We start from the raw sequence: 12,584 nt of genomic DNA, 5'->3' as shown, positions 1-12,584 counted from the left end.
AATTTCTGAAAATCTAGGAGAAAAGGTTATTTAAGCACAGTTTGAAACGTTTTAAGAAAGAAAAATACGATGATCTTGGTCTTGATACCAAATCTCCTTCCAATGGGTATAGGGCTCTTAACAAAGACGGTACGTTTAACGTTAGAAAAGAGAATGTATCCTTTTTTGAGAGGATGAATATTTTCCATTCCGTGGTTTCCATGCCATGGCTTCAATTCTTCCTGATTCTTGGACTAGGGTATTTCATCATTAATATTGTATTTGCTTCCCTTTACCTAATTATTGGTACAGAGCATCTCACCGGGATATATGGGACCACCAAAATAGACCAGTTCATAGAGGCCTTCTTTTTTAGTGCCCAGACCATTACCACCTTAGGTTATGGTCAAATAGCCCCATTGAACTTGGCCGCCAATATTGTCGCAGCTACAGAATCGCTTTTGGGCCTGCTTTTGTTTGCTCTGGCAACAGGTCTTATGTATGGTAGATTTTCCAAACCCTTTGCTACCATTAAATATAGTACCGTAGCTGTTATTGCCCCATATAACGAGATCAACGGATTCATGTTTAGGGTAGTCAATCCAAAGAGCAATCAATTATTGGAGGTTGAAGTGAACGTAAACCTTTCCATAAAAAGAGAAAATTCGGATTTACGTGATTTCTACTCTTTGGAGCTAGAACGTTCTAAGGTTGTTTTCTTTCCGACCATGTGGACGATTGTGCATCCTATTTCGCAAAATAGTCCCATATATGGGCTGAAAAAGGAGAATCTTCTTGAAAAAGATGCTGAATTTATTGTGGTTATAAAAGCATTCGATGAGTCCTTTTCCCAATCGGTCTACTCCCGTTCCTCCTATAAGGCTGAAGAAATTAAGTGGGGAGAGAAGTTCGCTTATCTAGCAAAAAGGGATGAATCGGGAATATCCATAGACGTTGGTAGAATTGACGAAACCTTTGCGGTGGATTTGAATTGATTCATTTTTATTTAAAACAAAAAAAGCCACACGATTGTGTAGCTTTTGTGGAGAATACCGGATTCGAACCGGTGACCTCTTGCCTGCCAGGCAAGCGCTCTAGCCAACTGAGCTAATCCCCCTTTTTTAGGCGAGGCAAAGGAAATACTTTTTCACAACCTATCAAAATCCATCTTAATCTTTCTTTGTGCTCAAGATCAATACCGGAATGGGAACAGAGAACTCCGATTTTAAAATTGTGCTTTTCTCCCAAAGCTTTTTAAAGAAGCCCCGTTTTCTTCTAAAGACACACAGTAGTTCTGGGTGTTTGGATTGAAAATGCTCCAATACCCCTAAATACGTTGTTGCATTTTCTGTTATGGTCAGCTGTGAGCTAATGTCCAATAATGCCGTGTTTATTTTTAGATCATCATCAGAGTAGCCGGGAGTTTTAACCAGCAATAAGTTAACCTCTGTCCTATGCTTTTCAGCAATAGTTATCAATGGATTTAAAATTCTCTTACGCTTAAGTATCCCTGATTTAAAGGCAACTAAAATATTATGAAAAGGTTTATATGAAGTGCCCTTAGGAACTACAAGAGTTGGTATATTGGTCTGTTTTACAATTTTTCCGGAAGTATACCCTAGATACACTTCCTCTTGAATATCGTTACTTCTAGGGGCCAGTATAATCAAGTCTATGCCCAATTCCTTGTCTATTTCTTTAAGACCATCCACCAACTCACCCTTGTAGGAAGCTATTTTAATCTCAATATTCTTGGAGTCGATTTGACCGATTACACCCTTTAATCGTTCTTTTCCGCTTTCCGCTACCTTTTCGGTAACATTGGCCAACGTTCCCGCTTTTGAGGTGATATTAAAAACTTCCATCACATAGACCTGCGCACCAAAATCGGTTGCAAAGTCTACGGCATATTGTAAGGTTTCTGTAGCGTCCGGTGATGTGCCTATGGGAACAAGGATATTCTTCATGGTTGTTTTATTGTTTATTCCTCTAAATTTACAATTTTAATAAATCGTTTTATGATTCAACGTGCAAAGATATCCGAAATTCCTGAGATTCTTTCAATGACAAACGCATGTAGAATAAACATGGAGTCCAAAAATATTTTTCAATGGACGGAAGAGTATCCTTCTAAGGAAGAATTTCTGATGGATATTAAAAGAAAAGAATTATATGTACTTAAAAGGGAGCATACTCTTATTGGATCTATAGTCATTTCTACCCTTATGGATGATGAGTATAAAAACGTTGCTTGGCTAACATCGAACGCCAAAAACCTTTATATCCATAGGTTGGCCATTCATCCGGATTATCAAGGGAAAGGATATGCCCAACAACTAATGGATTTTGCAGAAAATTTTGCCAAACAAAATGATTTCATTTCGATACGTTTGGACACATTTAGCCAAAACAGCCGAAACCAAAGGTTTTACGAGGCAAGAGGATATAGAAAATTGGAGGATATTTACTTTCCAAATCAGAGCAGCTATTCCTTTCATTGTTATGAACTTATAGTATAACACCATTTTGAAATCTACAGTTACCTTAAAACGAATCAATAGCCTGGCCATACCCGCCACCGTTGCGGGAATCGCAGAGCCCTTACTTTCCATAACGGATACGGCCATCGTAGGCAATATACCGGTGGACGGACTCGAATCCTTAGCTGCAGCCGGAATCGTGGGCTCTTTTTTATCGATGCTCATTTGGGTCTTGGGACAGACAAGAAGTGCCATATCGGCAATAATCTCACAATATTTGGGAGCTGGGAGATTGGAAGAGGTCAAGACATTGCCTGCGCAAGCTATCTTTCTAAATATAGCCCTGAGTCTTTTGATTTTATTGTCCACGGTTTTCGTTATCCGAGAGATTTTTGAACTTTTAAATGCCTCCGGGAAAATTTTGGAGTATTGTATCAGCTATTACTCCATTAGGGTATGGGGCTTTCCCCTTACCCTGTTCGTGTTTGCGGTCATGGGCATCTTTAGGGGGCTTCAAAACACCTATTGGCCCATGGTCATTGCGATAACTGGAGCCGTACTTAATGTAGTTTTGGATTTCATTTTGGTCTATGGAATAGAAGGCATTATAGCACCTATGTATTTAGAAGGTGCAGCTTGGGCAAGCCTAATTTCACAGACTGTTATGGCGATTATGGCCTTGTGGTTATTATGGAAAAAAACGGAAATCAGCTTGGTACTAAAATTCCCTATCCACCATGAACTTGGGCGTTTGGTGGTTATGAGCCTGAATCTCTTTGTTAGGGCCTTGGCACTAAACACGGCTTTAATTCTAGCAGTTAGGGAAGCCACTGCATTAGGGGACAAATACATTGGGGCCCATACCATAGCGATAAACCTATGGCTTTTCTCCGCCTTCTTTATCGACGGATATGGGGCCGCTGGAAACATTATGGGGGGCAGGCTTCTGGGTGAAAAAAACTATGATGATCTATGGTTGCTGGCGAAAAAAATAGTAACATACGGATTTTACGTGAGCATAACCCTCATGGCGGTCTCCTTCTTCTTTTATAAACCCATTGGCCGATTATTTTCCAATGAGGATTTAGTGCTGAATACTTTCTATGGTGTATTTTACATTATCATATTGGGCCTTCCCATTAATACCGTCGCCTTTGTTTTGGATGGTGTTTTTAAAGGATTGGGGGAAATGAAGTATTTGCGCAACACGCTTCTTGTGGCCACTTTCTTGGGATTTGTACCCATTTTGTTTTTAAGCCGATACTTTGATTGGGGACTTACAGGAGTTTGGATTGCCTTTACCGTTTGGATGTTTATCCGTGGAGCCGCTCTAGTACTTAAATTCAGGTTAAAGTTTCGGCCACTTTTACAAAACGCTTAATTTTGACATAAATAACAGATGATGGGAACCGATAGGGAAAACGGAAGTCTTTATACCAGTATTAATGGGTACGTGGCTACCGTAGAGTTTGGGCATCCGGCAAGTAATTCTTTTGTTTCTGAATTGTTGGACCGGCTAGCCAAGGAATTCAACAAACTATCCGAAAATAAGGATGTACATGTTATTCTGTTGAAGTCCGAAGGTAATAAAGCATTTTGTGCAGGAGCCTCCTTTAATGAACTAATGTCCGTTTCCAATTTGGAAGAAGGCAAGGTATTTTTTAGTGGTTTTGCCCATGTCATCAATGCCATGAGGACCTGTAAAAAAGTTATTGTAGGCCGTGTTCAGGGAAAGACCGTAGGAGGAGGGGTTGGTTTAGCGGCTGCATGCGATTATGTCTATGCACATGAAAATGCCTCGATAAAACTATCCGAATTGAGTATTGGGATTGCCCCTTTGGTGATAGAACCTGCCGTGGAACGAAAAATTGGCACAGGTGGCTTGTCCGAATTATCGCTGGCTCCTGCAGAATGGAAAACTGCCTATTGGGCCCAAGAAAAAGGGCTATACGCCAAGGTTTTCGATTCCATTTCTGAAATGGATAAAGAGCTCGATTTTTTCACGAATCAATTGGCATCCTATAATCCAGACGGTTTAGCCGAATGGAAAAAAGTACTTTGGAAAAACACGGATCACTGGGAACAGTTGTTGGTTGAACGAGCCGCCATTACAGGAGGTCTTGTTTTGTCTGACTTTACCAAAAATGCCCTTTCTAAATTTAGAAAATAGGCAATAAGACAAATCCTATCCCGTTGTTAGCTCTAAATTGATTTAAATAGATATGTTACAGTTTTTGAACGGAAATCTTATTTTTCCACTTTTAGTCCTTGTGCTTGTAGTCGTATATTTTGTGAACAGGATACGTACTAGGCGCAAATTTAAGCGCTAGGACATTACCGGGTTTTTAGCCAACCTGTAATGCTAAGTCTCTGTCGGTTGGCAGGCTTTACTTCATGTTCTATTTTTTGGCTTTCGAATATGACCGTCCTTCCCGGCATGGGATAAATGGATTTGGCAAATTCCTTTCCGTTTTCATCCTGTAGGTACAGTACCAGCTCCCCTCCATGCTCGGGCAACCAGTCATCCTCGTTTAGATAACAAACCACGGAAAGCCTTCGGCAGTCATCATTTTGAAAAGTATCCAAATGTCTTTTGTAAAACTTGCCTTCCGGATAAACGGCATAATGAAATTCCTTCCTCAAGATTCCCAAGAAACAGGTTTTGTTCAGATAGACGGAAAAATCATTGATACTCTTAAAAAATTGTCCTTGTACCTCATTAATCTTGGCTTCATCCATCCAAAGAATAAAATCACCTCGAATCTCGGATTTAATGATTTCATTGGTTCGGTTACCAATGGCTGCCTTTTTAAACTGATCTTCCTCGTATTTATTAAGCAGGTCGGCACGAAGCCCAACAACGGTTTCCGCGACGAAAAAATTATCCATAACACTATAGCCGTCCCTTAGGATGTCCTCTATAAGCTGTTCATAGACTGGATTTTCCTCAAACTCCAGTTGCTCTGCCAATCCGGCCATATCGATATGTATAAAAAGCCGACAAATGTAATTCTAAAAGAGATCGGTTTTACAAATTGAATACCTTTGTAGCTTCAACAGGAGCTTATGAGCAATATTAGGATTACCAAACAGTTCAATTTTGAAACCGGCCATGCCCTCTATGGTTACGATGGCAAATGCCGCAATGTCCATGGACATAGCTATAAGCTTTCGGTAACCGTTATCGGTAAGCCCATTACGGATACCTCCCACGTGAAACTGGGTATGGTCATTGACTTTGGTGACCTGAAAAAAATCGTAAAAGAGGAAATCGTGGATAAATTTGACCATGCCACTGTATTCAATAAAAACACGCCCCATGTTGATCTTGCCAAAGAGCTGACGGAAAGAGGGCATAATGTGATATTGGCCGAGTACCAACCCACCAGCGAAAACATGGTCATTGACTTTGCCAAAAAAATAAAATCGAGACTTCCGGATAACATTGCACTTTTCTCGCTAAAACTGCAGGAAACGGATACCTCCTTTGCGGAATGGTATGCCAGTGACAACTAAGGTTTAAACATTTCCTATCTTTATCCCTGATGACCAACATAGAACTTCCTGAAGGCAAAAAGGTTTATTTCGCAAGCGACAATCATTTAGGTGCACCGGATGCCGAATCGAGTCTACCGCGCGAAAAAAAGTTTGTAGCATGGTTGGACAAGGTAAAAGACGATGCCGGAGCCATTTTTTTGTTGGGTGACCTTTTTGATTTTTGGTTTGAATACAGGACGGTGGTTCCCAAAGGATTTACCAGAACCTTGGGTAAATTGGCAGAACTGTCAGATTCTGGCATCCCCATCTACTATTTTGTCGGAAACCATGATCTATGGATGGACGGTTATTTTGAGGAAGAATTGAATATTCCCGTTTTCCACAAACCGCAACAGTATCTCATTAACAACATTTCCTTTTTTGTTGGTCATGGTGATGGTCTTGGCCCTGATGACAAAGGATACAAGCGGATGAAAAAGTTGTTTACCAATCCAGTGGCCAAATGGTTCTTTAGGTGGCTACATCCGGACCTCGGGGTTAAGGTAGCGCAGTACTTCTCGGTAAAAAACAAATTGATTTCCGGTGATGATGACGCTAAATTTTTAGGGGAGGACAAAGAGTGGTTAGTACAATACGCCAAACGGAAATTGGAAACCCAACATTACGACCACTTTATTTTTGGACATCGGCATTTACCCTTGGAAATTACACTTTCGGAATCTTCAAAATATACCAATATCGGGGACTGGATCAACTACTTTACGTATGCCGTTTTTGATGGGCAGCACCTAGTCTTAGAGAAGTATTAAAGTCGTACTGTTTTCGCTCCAAGGGCGCAACCTTTACCCGTAATGGCATCTTAGGAGGAAAGTGAGATGGTGAAAAAAACAGTGCCCATTACAATGCTCTTATTCGTTCTTCTTTTACTATGGGTGGGTTGCACGAAGGAGGAAGAAAAAGAAATCTATAATAACTATTCCTTATATGGAAAATGGCATTTAATTAGTTATGGCGGGGGTTTCACTGGTCAATTTAGTAACTACGATAGGGAAGTTATCACTTGGACTTTTGACACCATTAACCACAAAGTTTATATCAAAAACAAAAGGAACTATTTTGGACCTAATGCAGGTATATATCCGTATGAGCTTAGAAGAAACGATAATGACCAAATTCTATACTTCAATGATTCTGTACAAGGAATACTATATATCAACGAAAGTGAATTACTTTACTCTCACGTTGGCCTTTTAGCTACCTTCAAAAGATAGATTACGCTCCTACTTTGATGAATTTTATTCCTTTTCATGCTCCTCAATATCCTTGGAAAGATCCAATTTCCTAAATGAAGGAGAGGCCAATGCCGTTAACCCAACGGTCAATAAGGTCATACTACCACCAAAAATTACAGCAGTGACCGTTCCCATGAGCTTGGCGGTAACTCCGCTTTCAAAAGCTCCAAGTTCGTTGGAAGAGCCTACGAACATTGAGTTTACGGAGGCTACCCTGCCACGCATATTATCAGGTGTTTTTAATTGTAATATCGTTTGGCGGATAATCATGGAGATACCATCTACGGCGCCACTCACAAAAAGGGCAATCACGGAAAGCCAAAAATAGGTAGACATTCCAAAGACAATAATACATATTCCAAATCCGAAGACGGCCCACAACAACTTTTTACCCGCATTTTTATGCAACGGAAATCTTGTGGATCCCAACATAGTTATGGAGGCCCCAACCGCTGGTGCAGCCCTTAGAATTCCAAACCCCTCCGATCCCACATGTAAAATATCCTGGGCAAAAATAGGTAACAAGGCCACCGCACCTCCAAAGAGTACCGCTATCATATCCAAGGTCAAAGCTCCTAAAATGGCCTTTGTATTGAAAACAAACTTTAGACCTTCCTTTAGACTTTGAAATATCGGCTCTCCAATCTTCGGATTCATTATGGGTTTTCTGGAAATTTGCAACAAGGTTATCAAAGCCAGCACGGAAAAACCGAAAATGACGCACATAGACCAATGCACCCCTATAAAACTAATGGAAAAACCGGCCAATGCGGGTCCTAAAACGGATGCCAGTTGCCAAGTGGAACTACTCCATGTGGCCGCATTTGGATAGATTTTCTTGGGCACGATAAGCGCGATAAGTGAGAAAATCGTAGGTCCCAAAAAAGCCCGCACCAAACCGCCCATAAAAACAAGGGCATAGATTCCATACAAAATGGTCTTGGTTTCCCACGTATCTTCCAAACTGGGCCAACTCAATACGAATAATCCAAAACTGATTACCGAAAAGCCCAAAATACACTTCACCAAAAGGTTCCGTTTTTCTTTCTGATCTACGATATGCCCTGCAAACAATGCCATTCCCACAGCGGGAATTACCTCCATTAAACCAATAATACCCAAGGATAAAGGGTCTTTGGTCAAGGAATAGACTTGCCATTCGATGACGATAAATTGCATGGACCATGCAAAGACCATGGCAAAACGCACTAGTAAGAAAATATTGAATTCCTTAAACCGTAAGGCTGCGTAAGGGTCAATGTTTTTGCTCATACCCTAAACCGTAATTTCTATTTTATTCCCTTCTGGGTCAAGTACCAAACTTTCGTAATATCCATCACCGGTAGTTCGTGGCTCTCCAAGGACCCGTATTCCCGACCGTTTTAATTTATCGGTCAGGAAATCCACTTTTTCCTTGGAACCAACGGAAATCGCAAAGTGTATCAACCCTAAGGATTCCTCTATCACATCGTGTTTCAATATTTTCTCAGATACATCAGGTCGATGCATTAACTCCAATCTTGGACCGTCATGAAAACTCAAAAAATAGGATGAAAAACCTTTTCTTTCATTAACATATTTGTTCCCAGAAGTAGCTCCGAAAAAATCCTTATAAAAATTTCGCATACGCTCAAGATCCCTTACCCAAATGGCCAAATGTTCTATCCTCATTGAATATCACGAAGTTTAAGTTGTAAACTAATGTTTCCCTGCCACTCGTTCTCATCGATGGAAAATACCGCATTAAAAGGTCTTCTACTGGTAACTTTTGAAAGTTTATCCCCTAAATTAAACCCGATCCCATCAATCTTATGGCTACCCTCTTGCGTAACCGAAACCTTTAAATGTGCCCCTTCTTGTCCTACTGTTCTCGCATATCCTGTGTCCGTTAATTTTTCAGCCATAAATACAGGAGCCATGTTGCCGGGACCAAAAGGTGCAAACTGTTTCAAAATGCGCATGAGTTTAGGAGTGATGTCCTTTAATTCAATTTTGGCGTCCACCGTAATCTCCGGAGTTAATAAGGTCGGGTCTATGGTATCCTTGACCACTTGTTCAAATTGTTCCTTAAAAACTTCATACTGTCCCTCCAAGAGGGTAAGCCCCGCAGCATATTTATGCCCCCCGAATTGCTCGATACAATCCGAACAACGTTCCAAGGCATTGTACACATCAAACCCTTTTACGGATCGGGCCGAGGCCGCCAATTTATCACCGCTTTTTGTAAAAACCAAGGTTGGCCTATAATAGGTTTCGGTCAATCGCGAAGCTACAATTCCAATAACCCCTTTATGCCAATCTTCCCGAAATACTACAGAAGTAAAACAATCCTCTTCCTTATTTTCCTGAATTTGCAATAACGCCTCCTCGGTTATTTCCTGATCCAATCCTCTTCTATCCGTATTAAATTTTTCAATCTCTGCGGCAAATCCCATGGCAATTGACACATCTTTTTCCATAAGTAGATTTACCGCATATTGACCATGTTCCATACGCCCGGCGGCATTAATCCTAGGGGCAATGATAAAAACAACATCGGTAATGGTAAGCGTTGTCTTTTTTACCTGTTGAATTATCGCTTTAAAGCCGGCTCGCGGACTTTGGTTGATAACCTGCAAGCCGTAAAATGCCAGTATTCGATTCTCTCCAGTTATCGGAACGATATCCGCGCCTATGGCAGTAGCCACTAAATCAAGATAAAACACTAAATCATCTATAGTTTCCCCTCGTCGGGAACCTAAGGCCTGTACAAGTTTAAATCCTACCCCGCAGCCACAAAGTTCATCATAAGGATAGGTACAGTCCTCTCTTTTGGGGTCTAATACCGCAACCGCCGGGGGTAAAACCGAATCCGGTCTATGGTGGTCACAGATGATAAAATCGATTCCTTTTTTGGAGGCATATTCAACCTTTTCAATAGCCTTGATGCCACAATCCAAGGCAATGATCAAGCTAAACCCATTATCCTCGGCGAAGTCGATACCCTTATAGGAAACCCCATAACCCTCGTCGTATCTGTCAGGAATATAGGTGGCCACATTGGGATAATAGGAAAGTAGATAAGACGAGACAAGCGCCACGGCCGTAGTACCGTCCACATCATAATCCCCATAAATTAAAATATTCTCGCTTTCGGAAATGGCCTTTTCTATTCTTGAAACGGCCAAATCCATATCCTTCATCAAAAAAGAATCGTGTAAATCCTCCAATTGCGGGCGAAAAAATTTTTTGGCCTCCTCAAACGTGGAAATTCCGCGCTGAAGCAATAAATGTGCGACAATATCATCCACACCCAAGGCATCGGCTAAAGAGTCGATTTTAGATTGTTCGGGTTTTGGTTTTATTGTCCAGCGCATTTTCTAAAGTTCAAGTTCAAACTCAAATTCAATCGGGTCTTGTCATTGTTTTTTGTTCTTGATAATAGTAGCAATAATTCTTACAAGTTGCTCTACTTCGTTCAACAATTTACTTCTCATGGAGTTGCCTACATATTTCACCCTGTCCAAGATTCTTAAATTAACTCGGGATTCCTTCAATTCTTTTAGAGTAATCGAGACCTTGTTGATATAATCTTTATCTGAGTTTGTTCCCTGTGCTTCGCCAAAATTCAATGCAGAACTACCACCAGGTCTCAACAGTTGGTTACCATAATATTGACCTGTCATATCTGAGGGCATATCTTTGCAGAAGAAAACGATATCCGCCGCAAAACATACGAGTCTATCCTCCAAATCAAACTTTTTATCGGAATTCATGTAAATTCAGTTGGGCTTGAACTTGAATTTTGCACTTGATATTTAACTATGGTGAAATATAGTTTTAATATCCAATACAGCAAACCTCCGGAACATCTCCATCACTCCGCAATATTTTTCTACAGAAAGATCTACCGCGCGTTGTAACTTTTTCTCATCCAGATTGGGTCCATGAAAATGGTATTCAATTAGGACCTTGTCATAGTATTTGGGATGTTCGTCCGTAAGATTGGCGATGGTTTCGATGTGAAAATCGATTACCTCCAGTTTCATTTTTTTGATAAGTGCGGCAACATCCAAGCCCGAACACCCCGCCAATCCGGATAGCATAAGAGCTTTGGGTCTTACCCCACTACCGTCGCCACCGTCTTCCTTGGCGATATCTATCCGTATAGTTTGCCCTGAGGGATTATTGCTCTCAAAGGCCATGTTTCCCAACCACTTGGTGGTAATATGATTTGTAGTACCCATAATATTTTGTTTCTTGTGGAATACAAAAATACCATAATTATGGTCTAAAACGTATCCTATGGCACTTGTAAATCCCCTTGATCCCAACCATGACCCGGAAACCAAAAAACTAGCGGAGTTTTTCAATGAAACCCTAGGATTTTGCCCTAATTCCGTTTTGACTATGCAGCACCGGCCTGCCATATCCAAAGCGTTCATCAATCTCAATAAAGCCGTCATGGCCAATGAGGGCAGGGTCACTTCGGCATTAAAAAGAATGATTGCCTGGGTAAGTAGTAATGCAACAGGATGCCGTTATTGCCAGGCCCATGCCATTAGGGCTGCCGAACGTTATGGCGCAGAACAGGAACAACTGGACAATATATGGGAATACCGTACCCATCCCGCTTTCTCCGATGCAGAACGGGCCGCATTGGATTTTTCCCTACAGGCTTCCCAAGTGCCCAATACCGTGGATGCCGAAATAAAGGAACGGCTTTACAAATATTGGGACGAAGGTGAAATTGTGGAAATGCTGGGTGTGATTTCACTTTTTGGCTACCTCAACCGTTGGAATGACTCTATGGGGACTTCGATAGAAAATGGAGCCGTGGAAAGTGCCGACCAATATTTGGGCAAACATGGTTGGGAGAAGGGTAAGCATGACGGCTCTCGGTATTAGTTGTTGGTTGTTGGTTGTTGGTTGTTGGTTGTTGGTTGTTGGTTGTTGGTTGTTGGTTGTTGGTTGTTGGTTGTTGGTTGTTGGTTGTTGGTTGTTGGTTGTTGGTTGTTGGTTGTTGGTTGTTGGTTGTTGGTTGTTGGTTGTTGGTTGTTGGTTGTTGGTAAAAAAATGATTTTTCCGTCACTTCGAGCGCAGTCGAGAAGTCTTAATCATATTATTACTCAGATAAAACTAATGTAGTTGTTTAAAGAAAAAATAACCTTGCTTTTTAGTGAGGTTTTTTCTTTTCTGGAAAATGACTTTGCAGCTATTATATCATAATATGAATAGGGTGGTTTTTTTTGTTCTTTTTTTTTGAAACCCGATATCATTTGCTTTACAGCGAAAAGTCTATAAATTTTTTTAAGACTTTAAAACATAAGTTTGTTTTTGAAGAAATATTCTAACA

Annotated in this window: 15 protein-coding genes and 1 tRNA gene; 8 read left to right on the top strand and 8 right to left on the bottom strand. The window is 40.8% G+C overall.

Annotated elements, in window-relative coordinates; genetic code table 11:
- Positions 1-41: 41 nt before the first annotated feature.
- Complete coding sequence (locus tag CJ263_RS08895; RefSeq protein WP_094996942.1) at positions 42-974, top strand: ion channel; 933 nt, start codon at positions 42-44, stop codon at positions 972-974.
- A gap of 48 nt (positions 975-1,022) precedes the next feature.
- On the opposite strand, the gene CJ263_RS08890 is transcribed toward CJ263_RS08895, so the two are convergent.
- Positions 1,023-1,096 (bottom strand) — tRNA-Ala (locus CJ263_RS08890).
- 52 nt (positions 1,097-1,148) lie between these two features.
- Positions 1,149-1,946 (bottom strand): universal stress protein, encoded by a 798-nt coding sequence (locus tag CJ263_RS08885; protein WP_094996941.1) that lies wholly within the window; start codon positions 1,944-1,946, stop codon positions 1,149-1,151.
- A gap of 51 nt (positions 1,947-1,997) precedes the next feature.
- Between CJ263_RS08885 and CJ263_RS08880 the strand changes: the two genes are divergently transcribed.
- Genes CJ263_RS08880 through CJ263_RS08870 form a run of 3 tightly spaced genes read left to right on the top strand, consistent with a single transcriptional unit; the run spans position 1,998 to position 4,629 of the window.
- Positions 1,998-2,498, top strand: coding sequence for a GNAT family N-acetyltransferase (locus CJ263_RS08880; RefSeq protein WP_094996940.1), 501 nt, complete (start codon positions 1,998-2,000; stop codon positions 2,496-2,498).
- A gap of 7 nt (positions 2,499-2,505) precedes the next feature.
- On the top strand, positions 2,506-3,840 hold the full coding sequence (locus tag CJ263_RS08875; protein ID WP_094996939.1) for an MATE family efflux transporter: 1,335 nt from the start codon (positions 2,506-2,508) through the stop codon (positions 3,838-3,840).
- Positions 3,841-3,861: 21 nt separating this feature from the next.
- Complete coding sequence (locus CJ263_RS08870; RefSeq protein ID WP_094999179.1) at positions 3,862-4,629, top strand: enoyl-CoA hydratase/isomerase family protein; 768 nt, start codon at positions 3,862-3,864, stop codon at positions 4,627-4,629.
- 164 nt (positions 4,630-4,793) lie between these two features.
- On the opposite strand, the gene CJ263_RS08865 is transcribed toward CJ263_RS08870, so the two are convergent.
- A complete protein-coding gene (locus tag CJ263_RS08865; protein WP_094996938.1) occupies positions 4,794-5,438 on the bottom strand; it encodes a 2OG-Fe(II) oxygenase in 645 nt (214 codons plus the stop codon).
- An 87-nt stretch (positions 5,439-5,525) separates the two neighbouring features.
- Here CJ263_RS08865 and CJ263_RS08860 point away from each other — a divergent pair, with 87 nt between their 5' ends.
- The 3 genes from CJ263_RS08860 to CJ263_RS08850 all read left to right on the top strand — a co-directional run bounded on the left by CJ263_RS08860 (position 5,526) and on the right by CJ263_RS08850 (position 7,228).
- Positions 5,526-5,975: a 6-pyruvoyl trahydropterin synthase family protein gene (locus tag CJ263_RS08860; RefSeq protein WP_094996937.1), complete on the top strand. Its 450-nt coding sequence runs from the start codon at positions 5,526-5,528 to the stop codon at positions 5,973-5,975.
- A 29-nt stretch (positions 5,976-6,004) separates the two neighbouring features.
- Positions 6,005-6,766, top strand: coding sequence for a UDP-2,3-diacylglucosamine diphosphatase (locus CJ263_RS08855; protein ID WP_094996936.1), 762 nt, complete (start codon positions 6,005-6,007; stop codon positions 6,764-6,766).
- A gap of 93 nt (positions 6,767-6,859) precedes the next feature.
- Positions 6,860-7,228 carry a hypothetical protein gene (locus CJ263_RS08850; RefSeq protein WP_158657117.1) on the top strand — a complete coding sequence of 123 codons (369 nt, stop codon included), beginning with the start codon at positions 6,860-6,862 and terminating at the stop codon, positions 7,226-7,228.
- A 24-nt stretch (positions 7,229-7,252) separates the two neighbouring features.
- Here the strand turns inward: CJ263_RS08850 and CJ263_RS08845 are convergent, their stop codons facing one another.
- The 5 genes from CJ263_RS08845 to CJ263_RS08825 are packed head-to-tail and all read right to left on the bottom strand — an operon-like array spanning position 7,253 to position 11,475.
- On the bottom strand, positions 7,253-8,521 hold the full coding sequence (locus CJ263_RS08845) for an MFS transporter (protein WP_094996934.1): 1,269 nt from the start codon (positions 8,519-8,521) through the stop codon (positions 7,253-7,255).
- A 3-nt stretch (positions 8,522-8,524) separates the two neighbouring features.
- Positions 8,525-8,920 (bottom strand): VOC family protein, encoded by a 396-nt coding sequence (locus tag CJ263_RS08840; RefSeq protein ID WP_094996933.1) that lies wholly within the window; start codon positions 8,918-8,920, stop codon positions 8,525-8,527.
- On the bottom strand, positions 8,917-10,605 hold the full coding sequence (recJ, locus tag CJ263_RS08835) for a single-stranded-DNA-specific exonuclease RecJ (protein ID WP_094996932.1): 1,689 nt from the start codon (positions 10,603-10,605) through the stop codon (positions 8,917-8,919). The genes CJ263_RS08840 and recJ overlap by 4 nt, the downstream gene beginning before the upstream one ends.
- Before the next feature lie 42 nt (positions 10,606-10,647).
- Entirely contained in the window at positions 10,648-11,004 is a 357-nt protein-coding gene (locus tag CJ263_RS08830) for a four helix bundle protein (protein ID WP_094996931.1), read from the bottom strand.
- 42 nt (positions 11,005-11,046) lie between these two features.
- A complete protein-coding gene (locus CJ263_RS08825; RefSeq protein ID WP_094999178.1) occupies positions 11,047-11,475 on the bottom strand; it encodes an OsmC family protein in 429 nt (142 codons plus the stop codon).
- Between the two features lie 58 nt (positions 11,476-11,533).
- Here CJ263_RS08825 and CJ263_RS08820 point away from each other — a divergent pair, with 58 nt between their 5' ends.
- A complete protein-coding gene (locus tag CJ263_RS08820) occupies positions 11,534-12,136 on the top strand; it encodes a carboxymuconolactone decarboxylase family protein (RefSeq protein WP_094996930.1) in 603 nt (200 codons plus the stop codon).
- The last annotated feature ends 448 nt before the right edge of the window (positions 12,137-12,584 follow it).

Origin of the sequence: Maribacter cobaltidurans (assembly GCF_002269385.1) — a bacterium.
Classification (GTDB): Bacteria; Bacteroidota; Bacteroidia; order Flavobacteriales; family Flavobacteriaceae; genus Maribacter; species Maribacter cobaltidurans.
The sequence above is the reverse complement of the archived record's forward strand: the minus strand, read 5'-3'. Positions and strand labels throughout refer to the sequence as shown.

Bases quoted from the DNA above. Each gene is read 5' to 3' on its own strand.
- CJ263_RS08885 (WP_094996941.1), bottom strand. From the start codon at position 1,946: ATGAAGAATATCCTTGTTCCCATAGGCACATCACCGGACGCTACAGAA.
- CJ263_RS08880 (WP_094996940.1), top strand. From the start codon at position 1,998: ATGATTCAACGTGCAAAGATATCCGAAATTCCTGAGATTCTTTCAATG.
- CJ263_RS08870 (WP_094999179.1), top strand. From the start codon at position 3,862: ATGGGAACCGATAGGGAAAACGGAAGTCTTTATACCAGTATTAATGGG.
- CJ263_RS08865 (WP_094996938.1), bottom strand. From the start codon at position 5,438: ATGGCCGGATTGGCAGAGCAACTGGAGTTTGAGGAAAATCCAGTCTAT.
- CJ263_RS08860 (WP_094996937.1), top strand. From the start codon at position 5,526: ATGAGCAATATTAGGATTACCAAACAGTTCAATTTTGAAACCGGCCAT.
- CJ263_RS08855 (WP_094996936.1), top strand. From the start codon at position 6,005: ATGACCAACATAGAACTTCCTGAAGGCAAAAAGGTTTATTTCGCAAGC.
- CJ263_RS08850 (WP_158657117.1), top strand. From the start codon at position 6,860: ATGCTCTTATTCGTTCTTCTTTTACTATGGGTGGGTTGCACGAAGGAG.
- CJ263_RS08845 (WP_094996934.1), bottom strand. From the start codon at position 8,521: ATGAGCAAAAACATTGACCCTTACGCAGCCTTACGGTTTAAGGAATTC.
- CJ263_RS08840 (WP_094996933.1), bottom strand. From the start codon at position 8,920: ATGAGGATAGAACATTTGGCCATTTGGGTAAGGGATCTTGAGCGTATG.
- recJ (WP_094996932.1), bottom strand. From the start codon at position 10,605: ATGCGCTGGACAATAAAACCAAAACCCGAACAATCTAAAATCGACTCT.
- CJ263_RS08830 (WP_094996931.1), bottom strand. From the start codon at position 11,004: ATGAATTCCGATAAAAAGTTTGATTTGGAGGATAGACTCGTATGTTTT.
- CJ263_RS08825 (WP_094999178.1), bottom strand. From the start codon at position 11,475: ATGGGTACTACAAATCATATTACCACCAAGTGGTTGGGAAACATGGCC.
- CJ263_RS08820 (WP_094996930.1), top strand. From the start codon at position 11,534: ATGGCACTTGTAAATCCCCTTGATCCCAACCATGACCCGGAAACCAAA.